Annotated in this window: 16 protein-coding genes and 2 pseudogenes; 12 read left to right on the forward strand and 6 right to left on the reverse strand. The window is 54.3% G+C overall.

Annotation, left to right across the window (positions count from 1 at the left end; genetic code table 11):
- Positions 1 to 106: 106 nt before the first annotated feature.
- From ESO89_RS06125 to ESO89_RS18750, 4 genes and pseudogenes are all read right to left on the reverse strand, one after another.
- Positions 107 to 469 (reverse strand): annotated as a pseudogene (locus ESO89_RS06125) (transposase); the annotation flags it as partial.
- 417 nt (positions 470 to 886) lie between these two features.
- Positions 887 to 1279: a DoxX family membrane protein gene (locus tag ESO89_RS06130; RefSeq protein ID WP_128904715.1), complete on the reverse strand. Its 393-nt coding sequence runs from the start codon at positions 1277 to 1279 to the stop codon at positions 887 to 889.
- 335 nt (positions 1280 to 1614) lie between these two features.
- Positions 1615 to 2211: a hypothetical protein gene (locus ESO89_RS06135; RefSeq protein WP_128904716.1), complete on the reverse strand. Its 597-nt coding sequence runs from the start codon at positions 2209 to 2211 to the stop codon at positions 1615 to 1617.
- 232 nt (positions 2212 to 2443) lie between these two features.
- Positions 2444 to 2656 carry a hypothetical protein gene (locus ESO89_RS18750; RefSeq protein WP_206731728.1) on the reverse strand — a complete coding sequence of 71 codons (213 nt, stop codon included), beginning with the start codon at positions 2654 to 2656 and terminating at the stop codon, positions 2444 to 2446.
- 80 nt (positions 2657 to 2736) lie between these two features.
- Here ESO89_RS18750 and ESO89_RS06145 point away from each other — a divergent pair, with 80 nt between their 5' ends.
- The 5 genes from ESO89_RS06145 to ESO89_RS06165 all read left to right on the forward strand — a co-directional run bounded on the left by ESO89_RS06145 (position 2737) and on the right by ESO89_RS06165 (position 6806).
- Positions 2737 to 2991, forward strand: coding sequence for a hypothetical protein (locus ESO89_RS06145; protein ID WP_050033709.1), 255 nt, complete (start codon positions 2737 to 2739; stop codon positions 2989 to 2991).
- A 65-nt stretch (positions 2992 to 3056) separates the two neighbouring features.
- On the forward strand, positions 3057 to 4874 hold the full coding sequence (locus ESO89_RS06150) for an SWIM zinc finger family protein (RefSeq protein ID WP_128904717.1): 1818 nt from the start codon (positions 3057 to 3059) through the stop codon (positions 4872 to 4874).
- A gap of 19 nt (positions 4875 to 4893) precedes the next feature.
- The gene (locus tag ESO89_RS06155) at positions 4894 to 5436 is read left to right on the forward strand and encodes a hypothetical protein (protein ID WP_050033708.1); all 543 of its coding nucleotides are present in this window, start codon (positions 4894 to 4896) and stop codon (positions 5434 to 5436) included.
- Between the two features lie 74 nt (positions 5437 to 5510).
- Positions 5511 to 5999 carry a hypothetical protein gene (locus tag ESO89_RS06160; protein ID WP_050033707.1) on the forward strand — a complete coding sequence of 163 codons (489 nt, stop codon included), beginning with the start codon at positions 5511 to 5513 and terminating at the stop codon, positions 5997 to 5999.
- 15 nt (positions 6000 to 6014) lie between these two features.
- Positions 6015 to 6806, forward strand: coding sequence for a hypothetical protein (locus ESO89_RS06165; RefSeq protein WP_050033706.1), 792 nt, complete (start codon positions 6015 to 6017; stop codon positions 6804 to 6806).
- A 16-nt stretch (positions 6807 to 6822) separates the two neighbouring features.
- On the opposite strand, the gene ESO89_RS06170 is transcribed toward ESO89_RS06165, so the two are convergent.
- The gene (locus ESO89_RS06170; protein ID WP_050033715.1) at positions 6823 to 7380 is read right to left on the reverse strand and encodes an IS1096 element passenger TnpR family protein; all 558 of its coding nucleotides are present in this window, start codon (positions 7378 to 7380) and stop codon (positions 6823 to 6825) included.
- Between the two features lie 280 nt (positions 7381 to 7660).
- A complete protein-coding gene (locus tag ESO89_RS06175) occupies positions 7661 to 8986 on the reverse strand; it encodes an orc1/cdc6 family replication initiation protein (RefSeq protein ID WP_050033705.1) in 1326 nt (441 codons plus the stop codon).
- Between the two features lie 1074 nt (positions 8987 to 10060).
- Here ESO89_RS06175 and ESO89_RS06180 point away from each other — a divergent pair.
- From ESO89_RS06180 to ESO89_RS06215, 7 genes and pseudogenes are all read left to right on the forward strand, one after another.
- Complete coding sequence (locus ESO89_RS06180) at positions 10061 to 11053, forward strand: hypothetical protein (protein ID WP_128904737.1); 993 nt, start codon at positions 10061 to 10063, stop codon at positions 11051 to 11053.
- A 301-nt stretch (positions 11054 to 11354) separates the two neighbouring features.
- The gene (locus ESO89_RS06185; protein ID WP_128904718.1) at positions 11355 to 11705 is read left to right on the forward strand and encodes a helix-turn-helix transcriptional regulator; all 351 of its coding nucleotides are present in this window, start codon (positions 11355 to 11357) and stop codon (positions 11703 to 11705) included.
- A gap of 1506 nt (positions 11706 to 13211) precedes the next feature.
- The gene (locus ESO89_RS06195) at positions 13212 to 14186 is read left to right on the forward strand and encodes a deoxyhypusine synthase (protein ID WP_007997362.1); all 975 of its coding nucleotides are present in this window, start codon (positions 13212 to 13214) and stop codon (positions 14184 to 14186) included.
- Between the two features lie 368 nt (positions 14187 to 14554).
- A complete protein-coding gene (locus ESO89_RS06200) occupies positions 14555 to 15547 on the forward strand; it encodes a transposase (RefSeq protein ID WP_128904720.1) in 993 nt (330 codons plus the stop codon).
- 254 nt (positions 15548 to 15801) lie between these two features.
- Positions 15802 to 17358 (forward strand): annotated as a pseudogene (gene thsA / locus ESO89_RS06205) (thermosome subunit alpha); the annotation flags it as partial.
- 1187 nt (positions 17359 to 18545) lie between these two features.
- The gene (locus ESO89_RS06210; protein WP_128904721.1) at positions 18546 to 19454 is read left to right on the forward strand and encodes a hypothetical protein; all 909 of its coding nucleotides are present in this window, start codon (positions 18546 to 18548) and stop codon (positions 19452 to 19454) included.
- Between the two features lie 229 nt (positions 19455 to 19683).
- Positions 19684 to 20031 (forward strand): DEAD/DEAH box helicase, encoded by a 348-nt coding sequence (locus tag ESO89_RS06215; protein ID WP_164932752.1) that lies wholly within the window; start codon positions 19684 to 19686, stop codon positions 20029 to 20031.
- Positions 20032 to 20085: the final 54 nt, after the last annotated feature.

Here is a 20085-nt window from a genome sequence, read left to right on the forward strand (position 1 = left end):
CACAACTTCCCCGATGAAGCGGGAGATTTGTGTCATAGGCAACCGAATCTTCCCGCTTCAACTCCTTTGATTTAGTGGCCTACCCCGCTGCTGTATGGTGATTCAACACAGCCGTATAAACCGTTTTGTAGGCTCGATCGAGGAGCGGCGCAATCTGGTTGATACTGAGCAACGTATCGGCGTAGAGCGTGAACGCGAGAAGTATCTCGCCGCAGGTGAGATGCTTCTCGTGGAAGGGTGTTCCGTAGGTGTAGACCGGCTTGAAATCACAGTCTCGACACCAAATACGGTCGGTATTCTCCCACGTAACGATACGCTGATTCCCGCAGCGTGGACAGGGTGAGCTCTCCCAGAACTCCTTGAGTCGCCGCTCGATGCGGGCATCGAGCGGCTCCGTATCAATCTTGATGACATCTAACTCGATCAGTTGCTGAAACAGACGACCGAACGCTGACTCAGTAGAGGACATATCTCCCGATTACCGGCGACTTAGTGTAATTATACGGGCTTTCCGCGTTTCTACATAAGAGCGACATCACGGCTCTTGTGGAGAATGGAAGAAAACGCCCGGTTACCTATGAGAGTTATTGGACTATAGATCTGTTTGACGGTCAGACTACACAGGAATGATAAGACAACAAAATGACTCTGGGTACGATCTCACCGTCTCCCTGTTGTAGATTCGAGTGTGGTCGGGACATGAACGGGATGAGAAACGTCTTACGAGAGAGTCCGCAGAAGTAAGATTGGGACAACCCGAGGCAACGCCTGTGGAGACTACACTTCTATCGGATTCCGAGTCGATACCTACAAAACATCGTGGAAACCGGAGGTCAACCCTCAAGGAGCAGATCTTGTTAGCGATGACCGAGTAGAGCGGAGTATCTCACTCTTTTCTCGCACGACCGAAGAACGCGAGTGCTGCGCCAAGGAGTGTGATATTTTGCAGGAATGATGTAAGTTCCCCGCCACGCTCTTCCTCGTCGACTGCCCAGAAGTCGTGCATGAGGGGCGTCACGCCTATCAAAAACGCAGCTACAGCGCTTGCGGAAAGTTTTGGAGCCTTCCACACGCTGATTCCCAGACCCCCACCGAGAAGAAGACCACTACCTGCCGGCACAAGCGTCTCTGCCTCAGGCACTCCTTTTGCATCGGCGTATGCAACCCGCCCATCGAGGTTCCTGAGATTCCCCACAGCAAGCGCTACGAGGCCAGCTCCAAACAGTAAACGGCCGAAGAGAGCTGTTTTCTCTGTGCTGTCGGTGTCTGTCTCAGACATTACCAGTTGGTAAGATGGCTAGCAATTTAACAGCCGTGATCCTCGCATGAGGCGGATACACCTCACTAAATCCCCTGACTATTCGGTTATCGTTTGATTGCTTGGGGCGGACAGACCGCCATCGGAGGACTAGGCAAAATCACTCTGGTCTACCCTAATTCATATCTTCTACGCTCTTCCGTAGGAGATTGTTGATACGGTCACGGTATTTTCACAAGTAGCCACAACCACCGATCTGAACGTCTCTCTAAGCCGAATAGAGTTCACCCGGGATAGACCGAAATCGCAAGACAGCAAGCTATCAACAATGTCCTACACAAGAGCGTTCGAGTGAGCTACCGTCCACTACTGTGGTCGTCGCCTTCGAGCGCGTTCCGAAGCCCGTCCGGGAGTAGGGAAAACGGCTTCTCCGCGTGAAAGGCGACGTTCTCGTAGGCCTGCTCGACATGTTTTCGCTTCGAGTCTGCACACTCCTCGGCGAGCGTGTCCAGTTCGTCCATCATGGACCAGAGTTCGTCCTCGGCTTCAAGCATCTCGGCGGTCAGCGCCAGTTCCTTGGTCGCCTTGGCGGCCGCGCGTCGCACGCGGCCGTCGTCGTCGCGGAGCGCGTCCGCGTAGAGGTCCCGCAATCGTTCGCGGTGGGTCGCGATTTCCTCGAGCGTCCACTCACCCGGTAACGCCTCGTCGGTGAGGTCCGCACCGACCGTTCGATAGGCCAAGCGCGGATACAGACTGGCCACAAAGCGAATCACGGACTGTCGCTGGTATCCATCGTCGGCCTCGTAGAGGTCGAGACACATATCGAAACACTCGTCGAACAGGGCGGCTCGTTCCTCGAGTTCGGTGTTTTCGATTTCGTCGATCGCCCGATTCACGCGCTCGGTGTTGCCCGAGGAGAGTGCGTCAGCGAACGCCTCGTGAGTGTGATCCATAAGCGTTGTTGGTTGGATGGCGGCGTAATTCCTCGGGTCGGCCTTCGAGAGGATATCCGTTCCTCACCCGGCGGTGTCGTCGACGTAGTCTTCACGCCACCAGACGGTCCGGCCCGCAGGCGACCTGACCGCAGTCGCCGTGAACACCCCGACGGAGAACGTTTCCGCTACGGCCGTATCCGATCCATGTAGATGGGTAGCGAGATAGCGCAGTAATTCTGGGATCGCTTCGTCACTCCACCTTCTCCCGGAGCACGAGCAGGGCGTATGTCCGATCCTCGTCGAGTGACCAGATCGTGGCTGTGGCGAGTCTGGCGTTGACGTGATCGTCGGCGACCACGTCCGGATGTGTGGTGTCGATGTGCCAGAGTGTCGCTTCTTCGGACTGAAAGAGCGGAAGCGGATCGAGGTGCTCAGACTGGAGATGTTCGAGCGTCAGTTCCATATACGGTTTGTACGGTTGGCAGAGATCTAATCTGTTCAGCACGGGGAATTCTAAAGGAGAGCTACCGCGAACGAACAGCTATGGTCGACTACATCGTGGAAATCAAAGACTCGGTCTTTCGCGAGACACCACTCGCGGAGGCGAATTTCGATGAGGATGGTCGACTCGCCTTCGACTTGAAAGCGGACGCAGAGGAGTGGGTAACTGAACAGAACCGAGAACACACGAGCAGGGGGCAACTCACGCTACACACCGCTCATCCGACCGACACGTCGGATGTCGACGCCTACGCCGTCTTCCAGCCGGTGAAAGGCGTCTGGGTTCCAGATTCGTAGGCACACAGCCACCCAACCGCCCACCACAATTACTACGGGTTTAATCCGTAGATACCATACGAGCGATGGTTGATCCCGACCCGACACTCACGGAGGCAGCAGTCCGGGATCTGGCACGTCCCCAGTCATACGACCGGGGGGGAAACTACTACGCCGAGGGTGCCGTCGTCAAGCTCGTCCGGCGCGGTGAGACGATCCGAGCGGCGGTTGAAGGCAGCCAGTACGAGCCCTACCAGGTGCGGATCGATCTCGACGAAACTGGGGTCGTTGACACGGCGTGTTCCTGTCCGTACGATCACGGTGGGATTTGCAAGCACCGTGTCGCCGTTCTCCTGACGTACGTCCGCGATTCCGATGGGATCGACCAGCGACCGCCCATCTCCGAACTGATCGCGGATGCCGAGCCCGAGATCCTCCGTGACGTTCTCACCAGCCTCATTGAGAGTCGCCCGGAGCTGGCATCCCAGATCGAATCCGAACTCGAAACAGCCGAGTCAGAAGACGAGACGGAGAATGGCGAACACGGTCGAACTCCGGACATCAATCGCGAATCGATCCGCCAGCAGGTACAGAACGTTCTCGGACCGACTAAGGGGCGAAGCGCTCACGCCTACGACCCGTACGAGGCAGCCGAAACCGACGTCGAGAAGTTGCGAGGCCTTCTCGATCAGGCACGCACAGCCGTCGAGGCTGGCGACGGCGAGACGGCACTGGACATCCTCGAACCGCTGGCCAACGAACTCATGGACGAAGAGTGGCTCGCGCTCTCGTACGACGATTCGAACGCGATCTTCGAGTTCTTCGACGAGGTCGACCGAGTGCTGGCCGAGGCGCTGCTCACCGCCGACCTCTCGGAGGTCGAGCGTACCGATTGGAAGGATCGCCTCTGGACGTGGGTACAGGAGATGGGAGGCTATACACACCATCCGCCGTACAGTGTCGCGCTCGAAGCCGCCCAACGGGGCTGGGATTTCGAACCGGTTCAGCGAGCGATGCAGGGCGATATCGGCTATGCCGACCTCTGGGGAGGGGATCCACCGTGGTACGCCGAGGACTTCATCAGGGCTCACCTCAACGTCCTCAAGCGCCAAGGTCGCAACGAGGAGTACCTGGATCTGGCGGAGGCTGCGGATCTGATCGATGACTACGTAACCAAGCTCGTGGAGGAAGGACGGATCGACGAGGCGATCGAATACGGCCGGCACAACTTGTCCCCCCCGAACGAAGCACTCACACTAGCCCAGACGCTGCGAAACCATGATCGGCCCCGAGCAGCACTGGAGGTGGCCCAACGCGGATTGACACTAGACGGCAGCGAGAAAGCTGAGCTGGCCGAGTGGCTCCGCGATCGAGCCGCCAGCCTCGACGAACCGGAGGTGGCCTTGGAGGCGGCTATCGCCGCATTCGAAGCCTCGCCGACGCTTGCGGCCTACCAAGCGGCAGAGGAACTCGCCGGTGAGGAGTGGATGACTATTCGCGAAGAGTTGGTGACATCGCTTCGGAACAAGGACACGACGCAGCGAGTTGCGCGACGGCACGTCGAAATCTTCCTGTACGCAGAGCAGTACGAGGCGGCTATCGATATCGCGGATCGATTTTCGGACTACAAGGTCGTGGAGCCGGTCGTCGAGGAAGTCTGGGATGAGCACCCAGACTGGACCATCGACGCCTGTAAGGAACAAGCCAAGCCAATCATCGAGGAGGGACAGTCCCAACGGTACCGACACGCCGTCCAGTGGCTGGAAACTGCCGGAAAGGCCGCCCGAGTTGTCGGTGAACTCGATGAGTGGTGTGTCTACGTCGAAGATCTCCGAGACGAACATTACCGGAAATACAAGCTCCGCCCGATGCTCGAGGAACTGTTGGAGGGCTTCACTGAGTAGTCGAAACCAGGTGAGGATAATGGATAGGACTACCAAAGACCGCGTTCTCACCGTGCTGGACGAGTGTGACATCGACCTGCCTGAAGATGGGCTGACACTGGGAAAGATCAGAGAGCGGGCTTTCAGATTCCAGTTCGAAGCAGATGACATGCTCTCGTTACAGATCGAGCGTCATCCGACGGTGTACCTTTCGGACATGGGTGTGCCGGGTGTCGATGCCTCACCAGCTCGGTTTCACGTGGTGACGGAGTATCAACTGGATTTGAACGACGAGACGTGGCATATCGAAGAACTTTCTTCGACCTTCGAGTACGAACCATGGCTGGTACTCGAAGCCGAGCTTGGAGCCGGAGGGCCCCACGAGATGATTCAGAAGGGGATCGAGGACGTCAGGGCTGCAGACGATCCAGAAGACACATTCGAGGACGTGTTCGGGTCGTGGATAGATCACTGGGAAGAGAAGTTCGACGAACTCGACGGCAGGAACGTTCCCGAGGAGGACAAAGAAGCGATCCTCGATCTCCTAGTCGGCGAGCTGAAAGAGCGGGCAAAACTCGATTGATCGGTGGCTGCTGTTCGTCCCGACATGCAGCTTCGTGCGACACGCTTTGTTGATTCCAATCGTAGGATACAGACATGCAAACCGAGACGTGGATCGAGCGGTTACTCATCGATCAACTCACTACCCACGACAGACGATACAAACACGATTACGCTGGCGTCGAAAAGACGACTGACGACCTCGTTGTAGCCTGTACGCAACTCGACGCAATCACGACAGAAGGTGGATCCGAAGAGCCGCCACTCGAAGAGCTTCTCTCGATGGATTCGGAGTTCGGACCTGAAGTCGAAACCGCGCTTCAAACACTGCAAGAACGGGGATTAGTCGAGTGTGTCGGAGAACGCGAGCGATCTGGGCCGTCGTTCGAATCAGGGGACTATGGCACGACAACCCTCTGGAAACCGACCGTCGAGGGGAGGGCCGAAGCGAGAGCGATCCGCGAGGCATATTCTGACGAGGTGGAAACACTCGCGGACTCGCACGGTGAGGAGTTCGAGGAGTTCCGCGAAGAGATCGTCTCGGTCGCCAGAACGTATGGAATCCTTCCGAGTGATGTCGAATAACAGACTACCAAAACCATGACCGATTCAGAGACGGAGATACTGGAGCGATTTGTTATCGAAGTCAGTCAGATAGGGACTGTCGACCATATCGTCGACCTGAAAGCAGAACCAGTCGGCAGGTCGACCTATTCCCCTCGTCAGGAGTTGCCCGGCGAGAAGCTGTGTGATCGGAGTACGCGCTCACCCGCGAGTGAATACATCGATTTACCGCGATATGCTGACTGGAAAGGTCTCGACAAGACGGCATTCGAGAGCGATGCGCCAGATGAGATCTGTTCGTATTGCTGGGCTGCAACACTCGATGAGATCGACCAGCTGAGACAGGATGCAAGCATGGAGGTAGAATCTCGTATCGGCACCACCGGCTACCGTCTTCGCTGGAAGCAGAAGGGTCGCGCTCGCGAGGAGTGGTACGATATCGTCGTTCGGCCGGAAACGACGATAGCAGAACTCGATCGGCTCGTGTGTCGATTCAGTACGCTCGATGATCTTCATCTCCGGATGTACGGCCTCGAAGACGAGTATCTGGACTCGTCACTCAACGTTCTCCCGGACCACCAGTATGAGAAGATCGACGACCCCTCGTACACGAACGCGAGTGGCGTGACGATCGGAGACATCGCTGAACGTGCGACGCTCCGAGAAGGGGATCGGCTCAGCATGGTCTACGACTTCGGAACGCCGTCACAGTACTACTGCATCGTCAAGGAGGTCTACGATCCAGACGAGATCGACGACCTGCTGGCAGAATCCGACACAATCGCCGGGACAGATACCGCCGCCATCATTGACGAAAAACGACTGTAGGCGGGACAACCACCCGCTACTCGTCCATATCGGGATACTGGGACGGTGCGTCCCCCTGTTCGTCGACGACCACGGGGCTACTGTCCAACGATGCGTTGCGAGTATCCTGGAGTTCGATGTAGTGTTCCCAGTTGTCACCCATGTCGAACGTGTAGGAGAGCGCTCCCAGCTCTTCCGGATTTAACTCGTCGATCGTGGTGTCGGCGGCGTTACCTTCCGGCGGCGGATTCGACTGGAGCTCGCGAAACCGCGCTTTGGCGTCTTCGGAGGCGTCGTCGGGCACGGCTTGATCGATGAAGCGGTCGATCTCCGCGTCGTCCATCGCTCGCCAGCTCGGGCCGCCGTCGTAGAGCTGTGGGTGGACGTAGCTCCGGAGCGCGATGCCGTCCTCGTTGCGCGTGATGAACTCGTAGGCGTGGCTGTCCCAACGCTCGAACGCCTCGAAGATCGCCTCGTGGAATTCGGCTAGTGTATGTGACCCGTCGACTTCGATATCCCGCCAGACCTCCTCGTCGGGTTCGAGCTCCAGTGGCGGATTCGGGAGCAACCATACACGAAACACGTAGCTCGTCATACGTGTATCTTCCATAGGCGGGAGTGTCAGTTTTCCTCACGACAATAGCGTGGTTCCTCGATCAGTTGACTACAGTACCGTTCATTCACAAAAGATCCCAGCGTCATCTACGATTTTTAGAATATCGGTAACGCAAAATGCTAAACAGTCGCCCCTATCGATTTGTTGTGTGAGCGACCACCACAGTCTGTAGACCCACCTCTATCGACTTGTTCCTGTCACCGATAAAACTGAGTCATCGATAACACCCTCGCCCCTATCGACTTGTTCGGTGAACACCCTACTGATTGAGCTGTGCATTCACGACGGTGCGGAGTTCGTCATTGTGGACGTCGTCTAGCCGCGAATCTTCTCGGAGCGTCTCGATGATAGTCTCCGGATTCTCACCAAACGTGAACTCGAGGTAGCTACCCGAGTGTGGTCCCTGACTCTTCCGCTCTGTCTCGACCAACGAATACGTCGTGAGTTCTTTCATCTTATTCACGTACGTCTCCTGGTGGTACTGATCCGAATCTAGGGTACCTGTCAAGTACTGATACACCCGGTATCCAATCGGGCTCCTTGCTGCACCAGTTCCATCCTCACGGGCCACAGCTGCAGTCGCGAACAGACAGAGCTTCTTCTGCGTACTAATCCCACGTGTCACCTCCAACACGCGGTTCTTCTCAACCTTATCTTGGGCTTGTCGAACGTGTTCCTCCCGGACTTTGTCTGCACCTGTTTTTTCCGCAATCGACCCAGCTGTTCGCATCAGGTCGATCGCCTTCCGTGCGTCTCCATTGGTTTGGGCAGCGAATGCAGCTGCAAGCGGGATGACGTCACCGCTGAGTGTATCCTCGTGGAAGGCGTCCTCCCGAGCCCGGAGAATTTCCCGGAGCTGGTCGGCGTCGTAGTCACTAAAGTGAACGTCCTCAGGGGTAAAGGAACTGAGAGCGCGACTTCCCACACTCTCCATCATCTTCGTGTCGTTAGTGATGGCAGTGACAGAGACTTGGGCAGTAATCTCGTCGGTGCTTCCAGCACGAGAGAGCTGATAGAGAAGGCGCGAAAAAGCGGGCTCGTCTTTATCTCGACGACCGACGAGCATATCGAGTTCATCGAGAATAAATACAACTGTATCGTAGTGGTCGTTGATCAGACGGTAGAGTTCGCGCCATTTTTTCTTGTTTGGAACTCCATGTTCCGGGACATCGACAGTTGTTCCGATGTCGTTCGCCACCTTTCGGGAAAGTTCGTAGACAGCTGCGCCGAGGGTTCCCACGTTCTGGCAGTTCATCTGGATGACGCCGAACCGGATATCACGGCTTTCGCAGAGTTCGACGATGTTCTGACAGACAGCGTTGATGATAAGAGATTTCCCGGTTCCAGAAGGACCATAGAGGAGAAGATTCGGCGGTCGCTCGTTACTTATTGCGACGCGAAGGTGCTGAGTAATATCGGTGAGCTGTGTGTCACGACCGACGATACGTTCTTCGTCGACGATCTCGTTCGGCTCAAGGAGCGACCGGTTCTTGATGAGACTCGCGGCTTCTTCCTGCTCGAGAATGAGATCTTTGATAGAACCCGTGGACTCGGAGGTTCCCTCGGGACCAGGATCCGTGGGCATATTGGGACCCACTCTACCAAAATACTAAAAGATTCCCCTGTCGATTTCTTTTCTGCCGGTATGACCGTCAAATCCACGGTATTAGAGGTTTACGCTGTTCCTCTCCGTAACCTCCGACGATTTGTTAGGGGTTATCGTCTCAACCGATTCAAAAGAATACCCACACACCCTCTCACCCCTATCGATTTGTTCCAGCCTCCAAGGAAGGGAGGGGTGACAGAATTCCAGATTGGACTAACGTCTCATCTACGTCACGATTTGGGGCAAAATTGAGAGTCTCTTCCACCTTCTCTTTTTCTTCTTTCTAGTTCTAGCTACTAGCTAGATAGAAGAACACACGTCTATCGATTTGTTCTAATCACTCTTCGTCGCTATATTCTCCTCCTAATAGGATATTAAATAAGAAGTCAAGAAACCAAGCGACGAAGACCAGGATCGGAGTTCTTGTACACTGTGGTGAGTGATGTCTTGTTGCTCCTTTTATTTCTTCGACTAACTACTCTACACCCACTCCTATCGATTTGTTCAACCCCCTTTCTACACACCAATTATAACAGAATCGAATTTATAAAGATGGATTTAGCCGAAGGATATTATTCTGATTAACCATATCCACCTTGGCTCCCCCGTGATTGACCCACCTCACCACTCTTTCTCGTTAGAACAAATCGATAGGGGTGGGTGTGTGGTCCTAGGGACACGGTCGTGGTGAATCCCCCGACTACGTGTAGGAGTGGTCCTATGCTCAATTTTGATCAGCAATGGAAACCTCCCACTAGGGCGTGGAAAGAACTTCTCTCCACTAATTCAATACCGATCTCCTATGGGTAACTCCTCGCGAAACAAATCGATAGAGGTGACCCTCTATATACAGGTGGTTTTGTTGAACAAGTCGACAGAGGGGTGCGTCTAGTGGTAAAATATCTTGAATCCGTGGACCCAGTCGTATCTTCCTGTTATATTTCACCTCCGTCACCACAACCAAAAAGTGACTATAACCACCCAATGACGAATCCATCGATAATCTCTGTCAACAACCTCAGACATTTATCATCGCGCTCTCTCACTACGAATATGTCGTTTCGGGTCAGCTGGCACAATCTCCTTGAGCGGTTAGATGACCTCTCAGAAGGAGCTACGCTCCGGACACCACTCTCGAACGATCGGTTTCAGATAACTGGCGTTCAGGAACACCGTGTCATCATCAGATTCACGGATAGCGGTGAGTCGCGACCGCTTCAAAAAGACCAGTTCGAGACACTATATCGGCGTGTTACCGACTCTACCGATGGGTTCGACCTTGATCGACTCCCACCCGATGCGGATCCATACCCGACGGTATTGAGTCTCCATCCACGATTCGAGGTGAACGACGACCGAGGTGTGATAATCGAGACCGAAGCGCCAACCACCTCATTGTTATTGGACGAGGACCCGCCCTCTGAGCCTGCTCCCGACGAACGGACAGAACCCGATCTCGACGTCTACGCGGATGCGCTCCTGCTCGTCGACGCGCTGGAACGTCACGAGGTTACAGCGCTCGAAGGGGTCGAGACAGGGACGCTCATCGACCTGTATACCTTGCTCTCGGACGTTCAACGGAACGCCAACGACCTCCGCAAGGAGATCGCGGACACGCTCTTAGATCGACTCCATCACGACCGACCGGTCTCGGGATCGTACGGCTCGGTCCAGCGGACAGCTCGGACGAACCGCTCGCTCAAAGATGACGACGAGGTGCTGGACACGCTCGAATCAGCCGGGATCGACCGTGATCGGGTGGTGAGCGTTGATCGCGGGAAGGTTGACGATGCCCTCGAGGTGACTGATGTCGCTGAACGCGACGTCTACGAGATTGAAGAAACCGAGTACGTTCGGAAAGCCGAGGTGGACGAAGACCGCAAGGAGACGCGGCTCCAAGGGCTGAAAGACCAACTTGCGGCGAGCGATGCTGACGACGCCGACCAGCTCCGCGACGAAGTCGAAGAGCTCGAATCGCGGATCGAGGAACTGACCGAATTCAAGTCTGGACAGTCGTATCACACGCGCTCGAATGCCGACCGGTGAGTCGGTCTGGCGACGTGACGAAAAGAACGAACAGGCTACGGCCGAGGGCAACTACGACGCAAGGGCTCCAGAACCGTTGACCGTCATTGGGCTATGACCTTATGTAGCATTTGATCGCATTTTACCGCCAGCTTGACACATAAGGAATCGACCCCGCTGCGTGGATTAGCCCGAAAAACGCCCGTTGCGGGTTTGTCGTGCTACCGAGTGCGAGAATTGGCACAATAATCACGGCCAATCTCATAACGAGTGTTAGCGACAGAAAGAACGATTATAATGGATACACGTTAGCTGTTGGAATATGAGTACGTCACAGGGTGAAGCCGATCTCTCGGCGGACGAACGTGCGGGTCTTGAACTGGTCCGTGAGACGGGTGGGATTCACCAGAGCGACTTTTGGAAAGAGCTGGGTGTCTCTTCGCGAAAAGGAAGCCGACTAGTCGAAGCGCTTGAGAGTGCCGAGCTGATTCAGCGTGAAGAAGCGGTGTACGAAGGTCAACGAACCTACTATCTCGAACCAACAGCATCTGATCGTGACTTTTCACTGCTGATGGCAGGTGACATGCTCTCGCCATTCGTCGGTGAGGAAGATGTCAATCCGCAGGCAGACGCCTTCTCCCAATGGCTGATGAACATCACGTACGAGGAATAGTAACTCTGCTCTTGAGGGCTTCTGAGGGCTCTTAGTCACCCAATCTCATACGTTTGTATTGGCATCTCTCGCATAGGGAGTTCGCTGATTATACCGATAATCTGTATAAGAGCGAGATCGCTCACTCTCATGGAGAACTGCTGAGAAGGCCCACCGCCAATGGAGTCTATTATTTCACTTGAAGCAGTGGTGTGTGGGTTCAATACTGCCCCTCCACTGTTTCCGGAGCTTTCGTTGACGAGCAATCGTGGGAACTCGCACACCACCATGTCCGGAGCTATTTACTAGAGAACAAGGGACTACTGTTGTGTTGAAATCCGATTTTCCAGACATTCTCGTGTGAAACAGCCGGTCGACGAGGGCTGCGTATGAAGTGCCGAGGGTTCTACCAGTTCAGATTGGAGTTCTGGTAGTTGTCCGAGATACAGCGCACGTATCAGTTATTAGGTCCTCACGGCTCAGATATACACAGAGAAATCATCCAGCCTGTAATTTGGGCAGTATCTTTCTGAGTAAATAGAGTGGGATAACCCACAATAAAGCGAGAGCAAAGATTCCAATTCCCATCATTACCGGCCCGTCATTCCCAGAAGATGTTTGTAGAAAGATCAGTACAACGAACCAGAGTGTAGCTAATTGAACGATTTCGGACTTGTTCATAGAGGGATTGTCTACTAGCGTGTCCATATTTAAATGGATTTTCACACCGTAGCGCAGCAATCTATCGGGTTTCATACTACCGTAGAGTATGATGTGAACGATAGTCGTTTGCTGACTACACTATGTATCTCGCAAGACATCCCTAACAGAAGTGAAGAGTGTAGACCGACTCTAGTCTGTGAATCTCCTGTACTGACCGAATTTGCTCACCACATCGAGGCAAGTTCTCACCAGTTGATTTGGCGGCAGTCGTTCAGTACGTGTGCTTATTGAATCCGGTTACGCGTCCTGTTCATCTCAAACCTCGCTGAAACCTCGTCCGATCAAGTACCCAACTACTGTAATCACGCCAGAGATGATTGCTCCGCTTCCAACTGGGAATATGAAAGCGCCCGGCCCCGCCATGATCGGGATGAACAGATTGAGTGTGAAACCAAAACATGGGCCGAATGCGAGTATCCAATTCCCAACGAGATCTGCGCCCTGAAACGCCCGGAAGACAACGATGGCGGTAATAAGGAGCGCACCCACCCAGACTATAGCCGATTGTACTGAAGTCGAGGGCTCCAAGTCCCAGACCCGCAACCCAGTCAACGTCCCAAGAACAAACAGAAAGGCGGCTGTAGCCGCTAAAATCTCACTTGTTCGCTTGTTCAAAAGCATATACATTCAATTTGTCCTACATTACGTATGTGCCTTGTGGGTCAAACCGAGATGGTCTGAGCGATCTGCGAGTCTCCTGTACTGACCGGTTTAGAGTGTAAAACTCTCAACTGCTGAGGGTTTCATCAACGGCTTGGAGACCGATTCCGAGTTCTTCAAACCGGCGTCAGATTATCCAGTAGTATGGACAAAGATGACTCTCACAGCGACGTCGTCCCTGGGAGTGATGAGGAACCTGACACGCCGGATGTTCGTGGCTACGACTTTCGTGGAGAATTTGATTTTGACGAGATGCTCGACGCCTATGGGACAACGGGGTTCCAGGCGACGCAGCTCGCAGAGGCAATCGACATCGCCGAACGTATGCAGGAGGCGGACGCCACTGTCTACCTCACGTTCACATCAAACATCATCTCGTCGGGGCTGCGCGAGACCGTCGCGTATCTCGTTCGAGAGGGGTATGTGGACGTAGTTATTACGACGTCTGGATCGCTGACCGAGGACGTGATCAAGACGGCAAAGCCATTCAAGATGGGAAAATGGGACGCAGACGAGGCATCGCTCCGTGAGCGTGGGATCAATCGGCTCGGGAATCTCTTCGTTCCTTCTGACCGGTATGTGTGGTTGGAAGAGTATCTGTATGATTTCTTTGAGGACTTTTTCGCAGAGGAGAAAGTGAGAACACCAACGTCGTTCGCACGCGAGTTAGGTGAAACTCTTGAGGATGAGGATTCGGTTCTGAAGCAGGCCGCGGACAACGACGTACCGGTGTACTGTCCAGCGTTGACGGACTCCGAGGTCGGGAACTTCCTCTACTATTACCGTCAAGGGTACGATTCAGAAGTGGGTATTGAGATTTTGGACGACTATGACTCGCTAATTGAAGATGGGCTGCTGGCGGACTCGACGGGGCTCATCGCGGTGGGGGGTGGAGTACCGAAACACCATGCAATCATGACGAACCTCTTTCGAGGAGGAGCGGATTACGTGGTGTATATTTCAACGGGGATGGAGGGTGATGGGTCATTATCGGGTGCACCGCCGAACGAGGCTGTTTCTTGGGGGAAGATCAAAGAAAACCAGACGAACTACACACAAGTGGAAGCAGAGGCTACACTTGTCTTCCCACTGCTTGTGGCGAAAGCGTTCAAACAATAACCTCTCACACGCCCGTTGCGGATCTGCTATGATATCGGGTGGCGGGGATTAGCGCAATAATCACGAGCAACATCTCACCGCGCTCACAGAGTTCAAAATAAAACAATCAACACTAATGAGTGCTAACTACTGAGCCACCCTACCAGATCTTTGTGATTCTCAGCCCATGTTTTTGCTTTACGGTATATTACCACCGACGCATGAGCAGAGAAGGAGAGCAGGCTTACAGCTAACAGTACCGCGACGAGATTCTGAGTATCATAGGGAATTGATTCGCCAAAGTTGCTAGATGCGATGAACGATATTATAACTGCAAATAGAGCCTGTCATAGAAAGCGTCACGTACGAAGCAGCAGGGTGCGGAAAGTGTGTCCAGCACAACCGCAACCCTGCAAGATGTGGATTCGGTAGACGACTTCTTGAATGTCGCGGCTACCGAGACAGTCCCGCTGTTCGAGCACCTTGAGTTCGAGTTTCTGCTGGAGTACGACGTGTTCGCCCCCGCTTCGAGGGGGCGAACACGAGTACACAAGCCACCAGACCTCTTTCGCGGCTTTCTCCACTGCTACTACGAGGATGTTTACGGTACACGTCCGGTTACACGAGAACTTCAGCACGGCCTCGTCTGGTACTACTGCGGACTCGATAAACCGCCATCCAGAGACACGATTGATCGATTTCTCACCGACCTCGAACACGTCATCGATGATGTTTTCCAGAGACTCGTCGAGCAGGCCGCCGCCCGCGGCCTGCTCGACTCCACGTACTCCATCGATTCGACCCACGTTGAAGCGATCCAACACAACGACGCTGCCTCGTGGAACTACGATCCAACAGCCGAAGAGTACTACTACGGCTTCGGCTGTACGATTGTCTCGACTGGCGCAAAGATCCCGATAGCAGCGGAGTTCACACAGGCCAAACAAGCAGACAAAGAGACGGCGATGCGCGTCACCTGTGACGCGCTCGCCGTCGAGACACCGGTCTGGATGCTTGGAGACAGCGCCTATGACATCCTCGATTGGCACGACCACCTGCTGGCCGCAGGGGTCGTGCCAATCGCTCCGTACAATCCACGAAACACTGACGACCCGAAAGACATCGAGTACAGGGTCGAAGACCGAATCGAGGAACAGAGCGAGGACGTGCAGCTGAAACAATCTATCTTGGACGAGACGTACAACAACCGGACGGGAGTCGAACGAACCAACGACGCGGTCAAGGACTGCGGCCTCGGGCACGTCCGCGCCCGAGGCCGCGTCCATGCACGCACAGAAGTGTTCCTTGCGTTGTGTCTGCGAATCGTCGTTGCAATCACCAACTTCGAACGAGGCAACGAGCCGGGCTGTGAGAAGCTATGAGATTGATTCTATGACAGGCTCAACCGGTAAGGAATTGAACTAATCACTATCAGTATTTTCGCTGGCGCTGCCCTCTTCTCCCCGACCAATACTCTCGGACAGATGTTAACAATCTCACCTTGTGTGACCAAGACAGCCGTTAGTTATATGATATATGAGTGGCATATTCAAGTATATCATTTCGACAGATGGCATTTAATTCTCCGGATGATGGGCGGGAATCCGTTAGTAACCAACGAATGGGCAATCAGCCCATGATCGTACTTTCTGAGGAGTCGCAGCGTACCTCCGGAAAGGACGCGCAAAACATGAATATCACGGCCGGGAAAGCGGTCGCGGAGTCCGTCCGCACCACGCTCGGTCCGAAAGGGATGGACAAGATGCTCGTCGACTCCGGCGGGTCCGTCGTCGTCACAAACGACGGTGTCGTCCTCCTGAAGGAGATGGATATTGACCACCCTGCGGCCAACATGATCATCGAGGTGGCCGAGACGCAAGAAGAAGAGGTCTGTGACGGTACCACCTCCGCTGTCGTCCTCGCAGGTGAAATCCTCAATCAGGCCGAGGAACTTCTCGATCAAAACATCCACGCAACCACTCTCGCGCAGGGGTACCGACGGGCTGCCGAGAAGGCCAAGGAGGCCCTCGAAGAGCAGGCCATCGATGTATCCGAGGAAGACTGGGACACCCTGCTGGAAATTGCCGAGACGGCGATGACAGGCAAGGGTGCCGAGACTTCTAAGGGCCTGCTCGCTGAGCTCGTCGTTGACTCCGTTCTCATGGTCGCCGACGAGGACGGCATCGACACGGAGAACGTCTCTGTCGAGAAGGTTGTCGGCAGCTCTATCGACCAGTCCGAGCTCGTTGAGGGCGTCATCGTCGATAAGGAGCGCGTCGACGAGAACATGCCCTTCGCCGTCGAGGACGCCGATGTCGCGCTGTTCGACGGCGCCATCGAAGTGAAGAAGACCGAGATCGACGCTGAGATCAACGTCACGGACCCCGACCAGATCCAGCAGTTCCTCGACCAAGAGGAAGAGCAGCTCCGCGAGATAGTCGACCACTTCGTCGATATCGGCACCGATGTCGTCTTCGTCGGCGACGGCATCGACGACATGGCCCAGCACTACCTCGCACAGGAGGGCATCCTGGCGGTCCGCCGCGCGAACTCCGGCGACCTCAAACGCCTCGCCCGCGCGACGGGCGGCCGCGTTGTCTCCAACCACGACGACATCGAGTCCGAGGACCTCGGCTTCGCCGGCTCCGTCGCCCAGAAGGACATCGGCGGCGACGAACGCATCTTCGTCGAGGACGTCGAGGAGGCGAAGTCCGTCACACTCATCCTCCGCGGCGGCACCGAACACGTCGTCGACGAGGTCGAGCGCGCCATCAACGACTCGCTCGGTGTTGTCTGTACGACGCTGCTTGACGGGAAGGTGCTCCCCGGCGGCGGCGCCCCCGAGGCCGAGCTCGCCCTTCAGCTTCGCGACTTCGCCAACTCCGTCGGCGGCCGCGAGCAGCTCGCCGTCGAGGCGTTCGCCGACGCGCTGGAGGTCATCCCGCGCACACTCGCCGAGAACGCAGGTCTCGACCCCATCGACTCGCTGGTCGACCTCCGCTCCCGCCACGACGGCGGCGAGTTCGGCGCCGGTCTCGACGCCTACACGGGCGACGTGATCGACATGGAGGCCGGGGGCGTCGTGGAGCCGCTCCGCGTCAAGACCCAGGCCATCGAGTCCGCCACCGAGGTGGCCGTCATGATCCTCCGTATCGAGGACGTCATCGCGGCCGGCGACCTCAAGGGCGGCGGGGCGGCGAAAGAGCAGGGGACCGCCGAACCACAGGACACGAGTGGGTTTTCTCGGTCCATAGATGTGGACGCAGGCATCAAAGTAGCGGAGTTGAAAGAAAAGAAGAAAAAAGAAGAAAAAACGGTTGAGGAGGCCCAGACGGAAGCCCTTACCCGAGAAACGAGTGAGGCAAATCCCTCGGATTCAGGCGAGATAACCACTGTCAAGACGCCAACGTGGACTCCGGCCCTCCAAGAACTTCCGATCGGAGTACGGTGGGAGGGAACAGTACAAGAACTCCGTCTTACCACGGGTAACCACTTCGAAGCAGTTGGCACAGTAAGCTTCTCTGCTGACGTGTCCACACACGATGAGAAACGCACAATAATTACTGGCGAGGAACTTCGTGAGCGTAACGAAGCTCTCGTCCAACTAAAACCAACAAAAATACCTGACAAGGTGGAAACGTCTACCGAAGTTTCGCTTCAAGCTGAGTTTATTGACGACAGCGTTGAGAGAGTGACTACGGAACTTACCCTCCTCCGTCCAAAATTAGATGTCAGAGTGACCGACAAAGTGACGCCCGGGAGTGGACACCCGGATGTGGACATTGAATTAACGAACATTGGTGAAATTCGAACTACAGTCGAAATCGCAGCTAAAGCAAATGGAAAGGAGATCCACGTGACTAGAGATCTTTCAGATAAATTGCTAGAAGGATTCCTGAATATCGGCCTTCACAAGAAGTCAGAGGCAGACATTGACCCAGCCTTGGATATTGATTCGACAGACCGTCGCTTAATAAAACAGAGTTGTGAAACTGTACTCCACAGACTCCAAACAGAACGTCCGGATCCCCCGTCCGTCTACGATGAAAAGGATCTCAGTGCGCTCACTGAGGTCCTACAGTCGCTTTTATCACAAAGAATGTTCGGCCCACTCAAACCTTTCATTGACGATATCGAACTCACATATCTTCACTCCTCAGTCGAAATGCAACCTACAGAGACGATTGAATTAGCGTCGCCTGTTGAAGCACTAGAGATACCGCCAGATGCTTCCGAAATCTCCATTCAGATTCGATATTTCGACAATGAAGAGAGACAGTACGACAGTATTGAGCGTACTGTCCAAATCAACCGAGAACAAGAGCAACCCAACCATCAGATGGTTGACTTGGACCTCAGAGCACTTGATTCACACAACACATGACTGATGCCGAAAATGGAAGCAAGATACTGTTGGAACTGGTCGAAAGAGCGCGTGACGCCCTTACTGATTTTGACGCCGATCTAGAACGCGTCGACGTAGAATTCAGCTCGGAACTCGTCAAATTATTTTTCAAATTCGAAATACCACAAAACTCTGTTGATAGATGGGGAAATTCTGTGACATTCGATAGGCCACTCAACTTTACAATCGAAGAAATTAGAAACAACCAGAATCCCGCCAAGAGCTACGAAAAACCATCTCATGACAATGAGACGATTGAGATTGCCGTGGGAGATCTTGAGCCAGGTGAGTACACAGTCATTCTCAGTAGCAATGTTCGGCAATCAAATCTGGAAAGAATGGTAGCGAGGAAGCAGTTTGACACCCGAGTCACTAGACGGTCCTACGATCATAATCTAATCTATAAGAAGGACCTGACCGTGACCAGCGGGGGTGTTCCAACGGTAATCACCGCCTTCAAGGATGAAATTATCTACGATAACCGCTATATACCACGTGTATACCGTAATGGACTGGAGAACGGGATTGAAACAGCACATTCGACAGCTTGGTCTACGCCGCATAATCCCGAAAGTGAAATTGTGGATACAACAATAGATACCGACCAATTGCCTCAAGGAATACAACAACTACTTGAACTACCGGTTGAGAAGCGACGTCGGTGGTTTGGACCAAGAGTGATGGGTGATTTTGTCACTATTGAGGGAGGAGTCAAATATCACGGTATTGATATTGACGACGATCCAGAACCGATACCTCAGGAATTTATGGTTGAATCACAGACAAATTTTGAGAAAGATGAGATCCTAGTTGAGGGGACGGTCCGGTTCAAAAAACAAGAATACTGGGAGGAAATCAAAGAGAACCTCCTCACAACCAACTAACACAGGTAATAAGATGTCCTAACTGGCACGGGGTGCTAGGGGGTTTGTGTCTCCTTCGCCAGATATCAAGAGATGAGGCTATGTTGCGTGTCGAATAGCCTATATCTCATTGGAAAAACAGCACCGGTAATGGAACGCGACCGATCTGGAACCCCCCAGCCTGACGGCTTGATTTCTCGCTGGCTGTCAGGAGTGATTTTATCAATAGGCGATCATAATTATGGGTACCATGGCTGACATTCCTGACTCTCTCTCTGAAGAAGACGCGGCTTACGTGCGGTCGCTACTCGGCAGTAAGGGGTTCGGCGGGGTGAACGAGACACAAGCGGCGTTCCTTGAGCAAGGGGGGTTAGCTGGCGGGAATACGTTGTTGTGTGCGGAGACGGGGAACGGGAAGACGTTCTGCGCAGAGACGGTAGTGAAGAAAGCACTCGATAACGGAAAGCGGGTTGGATATCTCGTGCCGAGTGTCCAGTTGACGAACGGTAAGTACGGAGAATTGAATGACTGGGTCGACGACGAATATACATTGGCGGTACGTGTTTACCCCGAGGTCTCGACAGCCGGCACAGCGTGAGCCCGTGACATAACCTCATTATTGCTGACGACTCGACGAAGTTCTTCGTATGGA

The organism is Halorubrum amylolyticum (assembly GCF_004114995.1).
Lineage (GTDB): Archaea > Halobacteriota > Halobacteria > Halobacteriales > Haloferacaceae > Halorubrum > Halorubrum amylolyticum.

Coding starts and splice junctions, on each gene's coding strand:
- ESO89_RS06130 (WP_128904715.1), bottom strand. CDS start 1,279: ATGTCTGAGACAGACACCGACAGCACAGAGAAAACAGCTCTCTTCGGC.
- ESO89_RS06135 (WP_128904716.1), bottom strand. CDS start 2,211: ATGGATCACACTCACGAGGCGTTCGCTGACGCACTCTCCTCGGGCAAC.
- ESO89_RS18750 (WP_206731728.1), bottom strand. CDS start 2,656: ATGGAACTGACGCTCGAACATCTCCAGTCTGAGCACCTCGATCCGCTT.
- ESO89_RS06145 (WP_050033709.1), top strand. CDS start 2,737: ATGGTCGACTACATCGTGGAAATCAAAGACTCGGTCTTTCGCGAGACA.
- ESO89_RS06150 (WP_128904717.1), top strand. CDS start 3,057: ATGGTTGATCCCGACCCGACACTCACGGAGGCAGCAGTCCGGGATCTG.
- ESO89_RS06155 (WP_050033708.1), top strand. CDS start 4,894: ATGGATAGGACTACCAAAGACCGCGTTCTCACCGTGCTGGACGAGTGT.
- ESO89_RS06160 (WP_050033707.1), top strand. CDS start 5,511: ATGCAAACCGAGACGTGGATCGAGCGGTTACTCATCGATCAACTCACT.
- ESO89_RS06165 (WP_050033706.1), top strand. CDS start 6,015: ATGACCGATTCAGAGACGGAGATACTGGAGCGATTTGTTATCGAAGTC.
- ESO89_RS06170 (WP_050033715.1), bottom strand. CDS start 7,380: ATGACGAGCTACGTGTTTCGTGTATGGTTGCTCCCGAATCCGCCACTG.
- ESO89_RS06175 (WP_050033705.1), bottom strand. CDS start 8,986: ATGCCCACGGATCCTGGTCCCGAGGGAACCTCCGAGTCCACGGGTTCT.
- ESO89_RS06180 (WP_128904737.1), top strand. CDS start 10,061: ATGTCGTTTCGGGTCAGCTGGCACAATCTCCTTGAGCGGTTAGATGAC.
- ESO89_RS06185 (WP_128904718.1), top strand. CDS start 11,355: ATGAGTACGTCACAGGGTGAAGCCGATCTCTCGGCGGACGAACGTGCG.
- ESO89_RS06195 (WP_007997362.1), top strand. CDS start 13,212: ATGGACAAAGATGACTCTCACAGCGACGTCGTCCCTGGGAGTGATGAG.
- ESO89_RS06210 (WP_128904721.1), top strand. CDS start 18,546: ATGACTGATGCCGAAAATGGAAGCAAGATACTGTTGGAACTGGTCGAA.
- ESO89_RS06215 (WP_164932752.1), top strand. CDS start 19,684: ATGGCTGACATTCCTGACTCTCTCTCTGAAGAAGACGCGGCTTACGTG.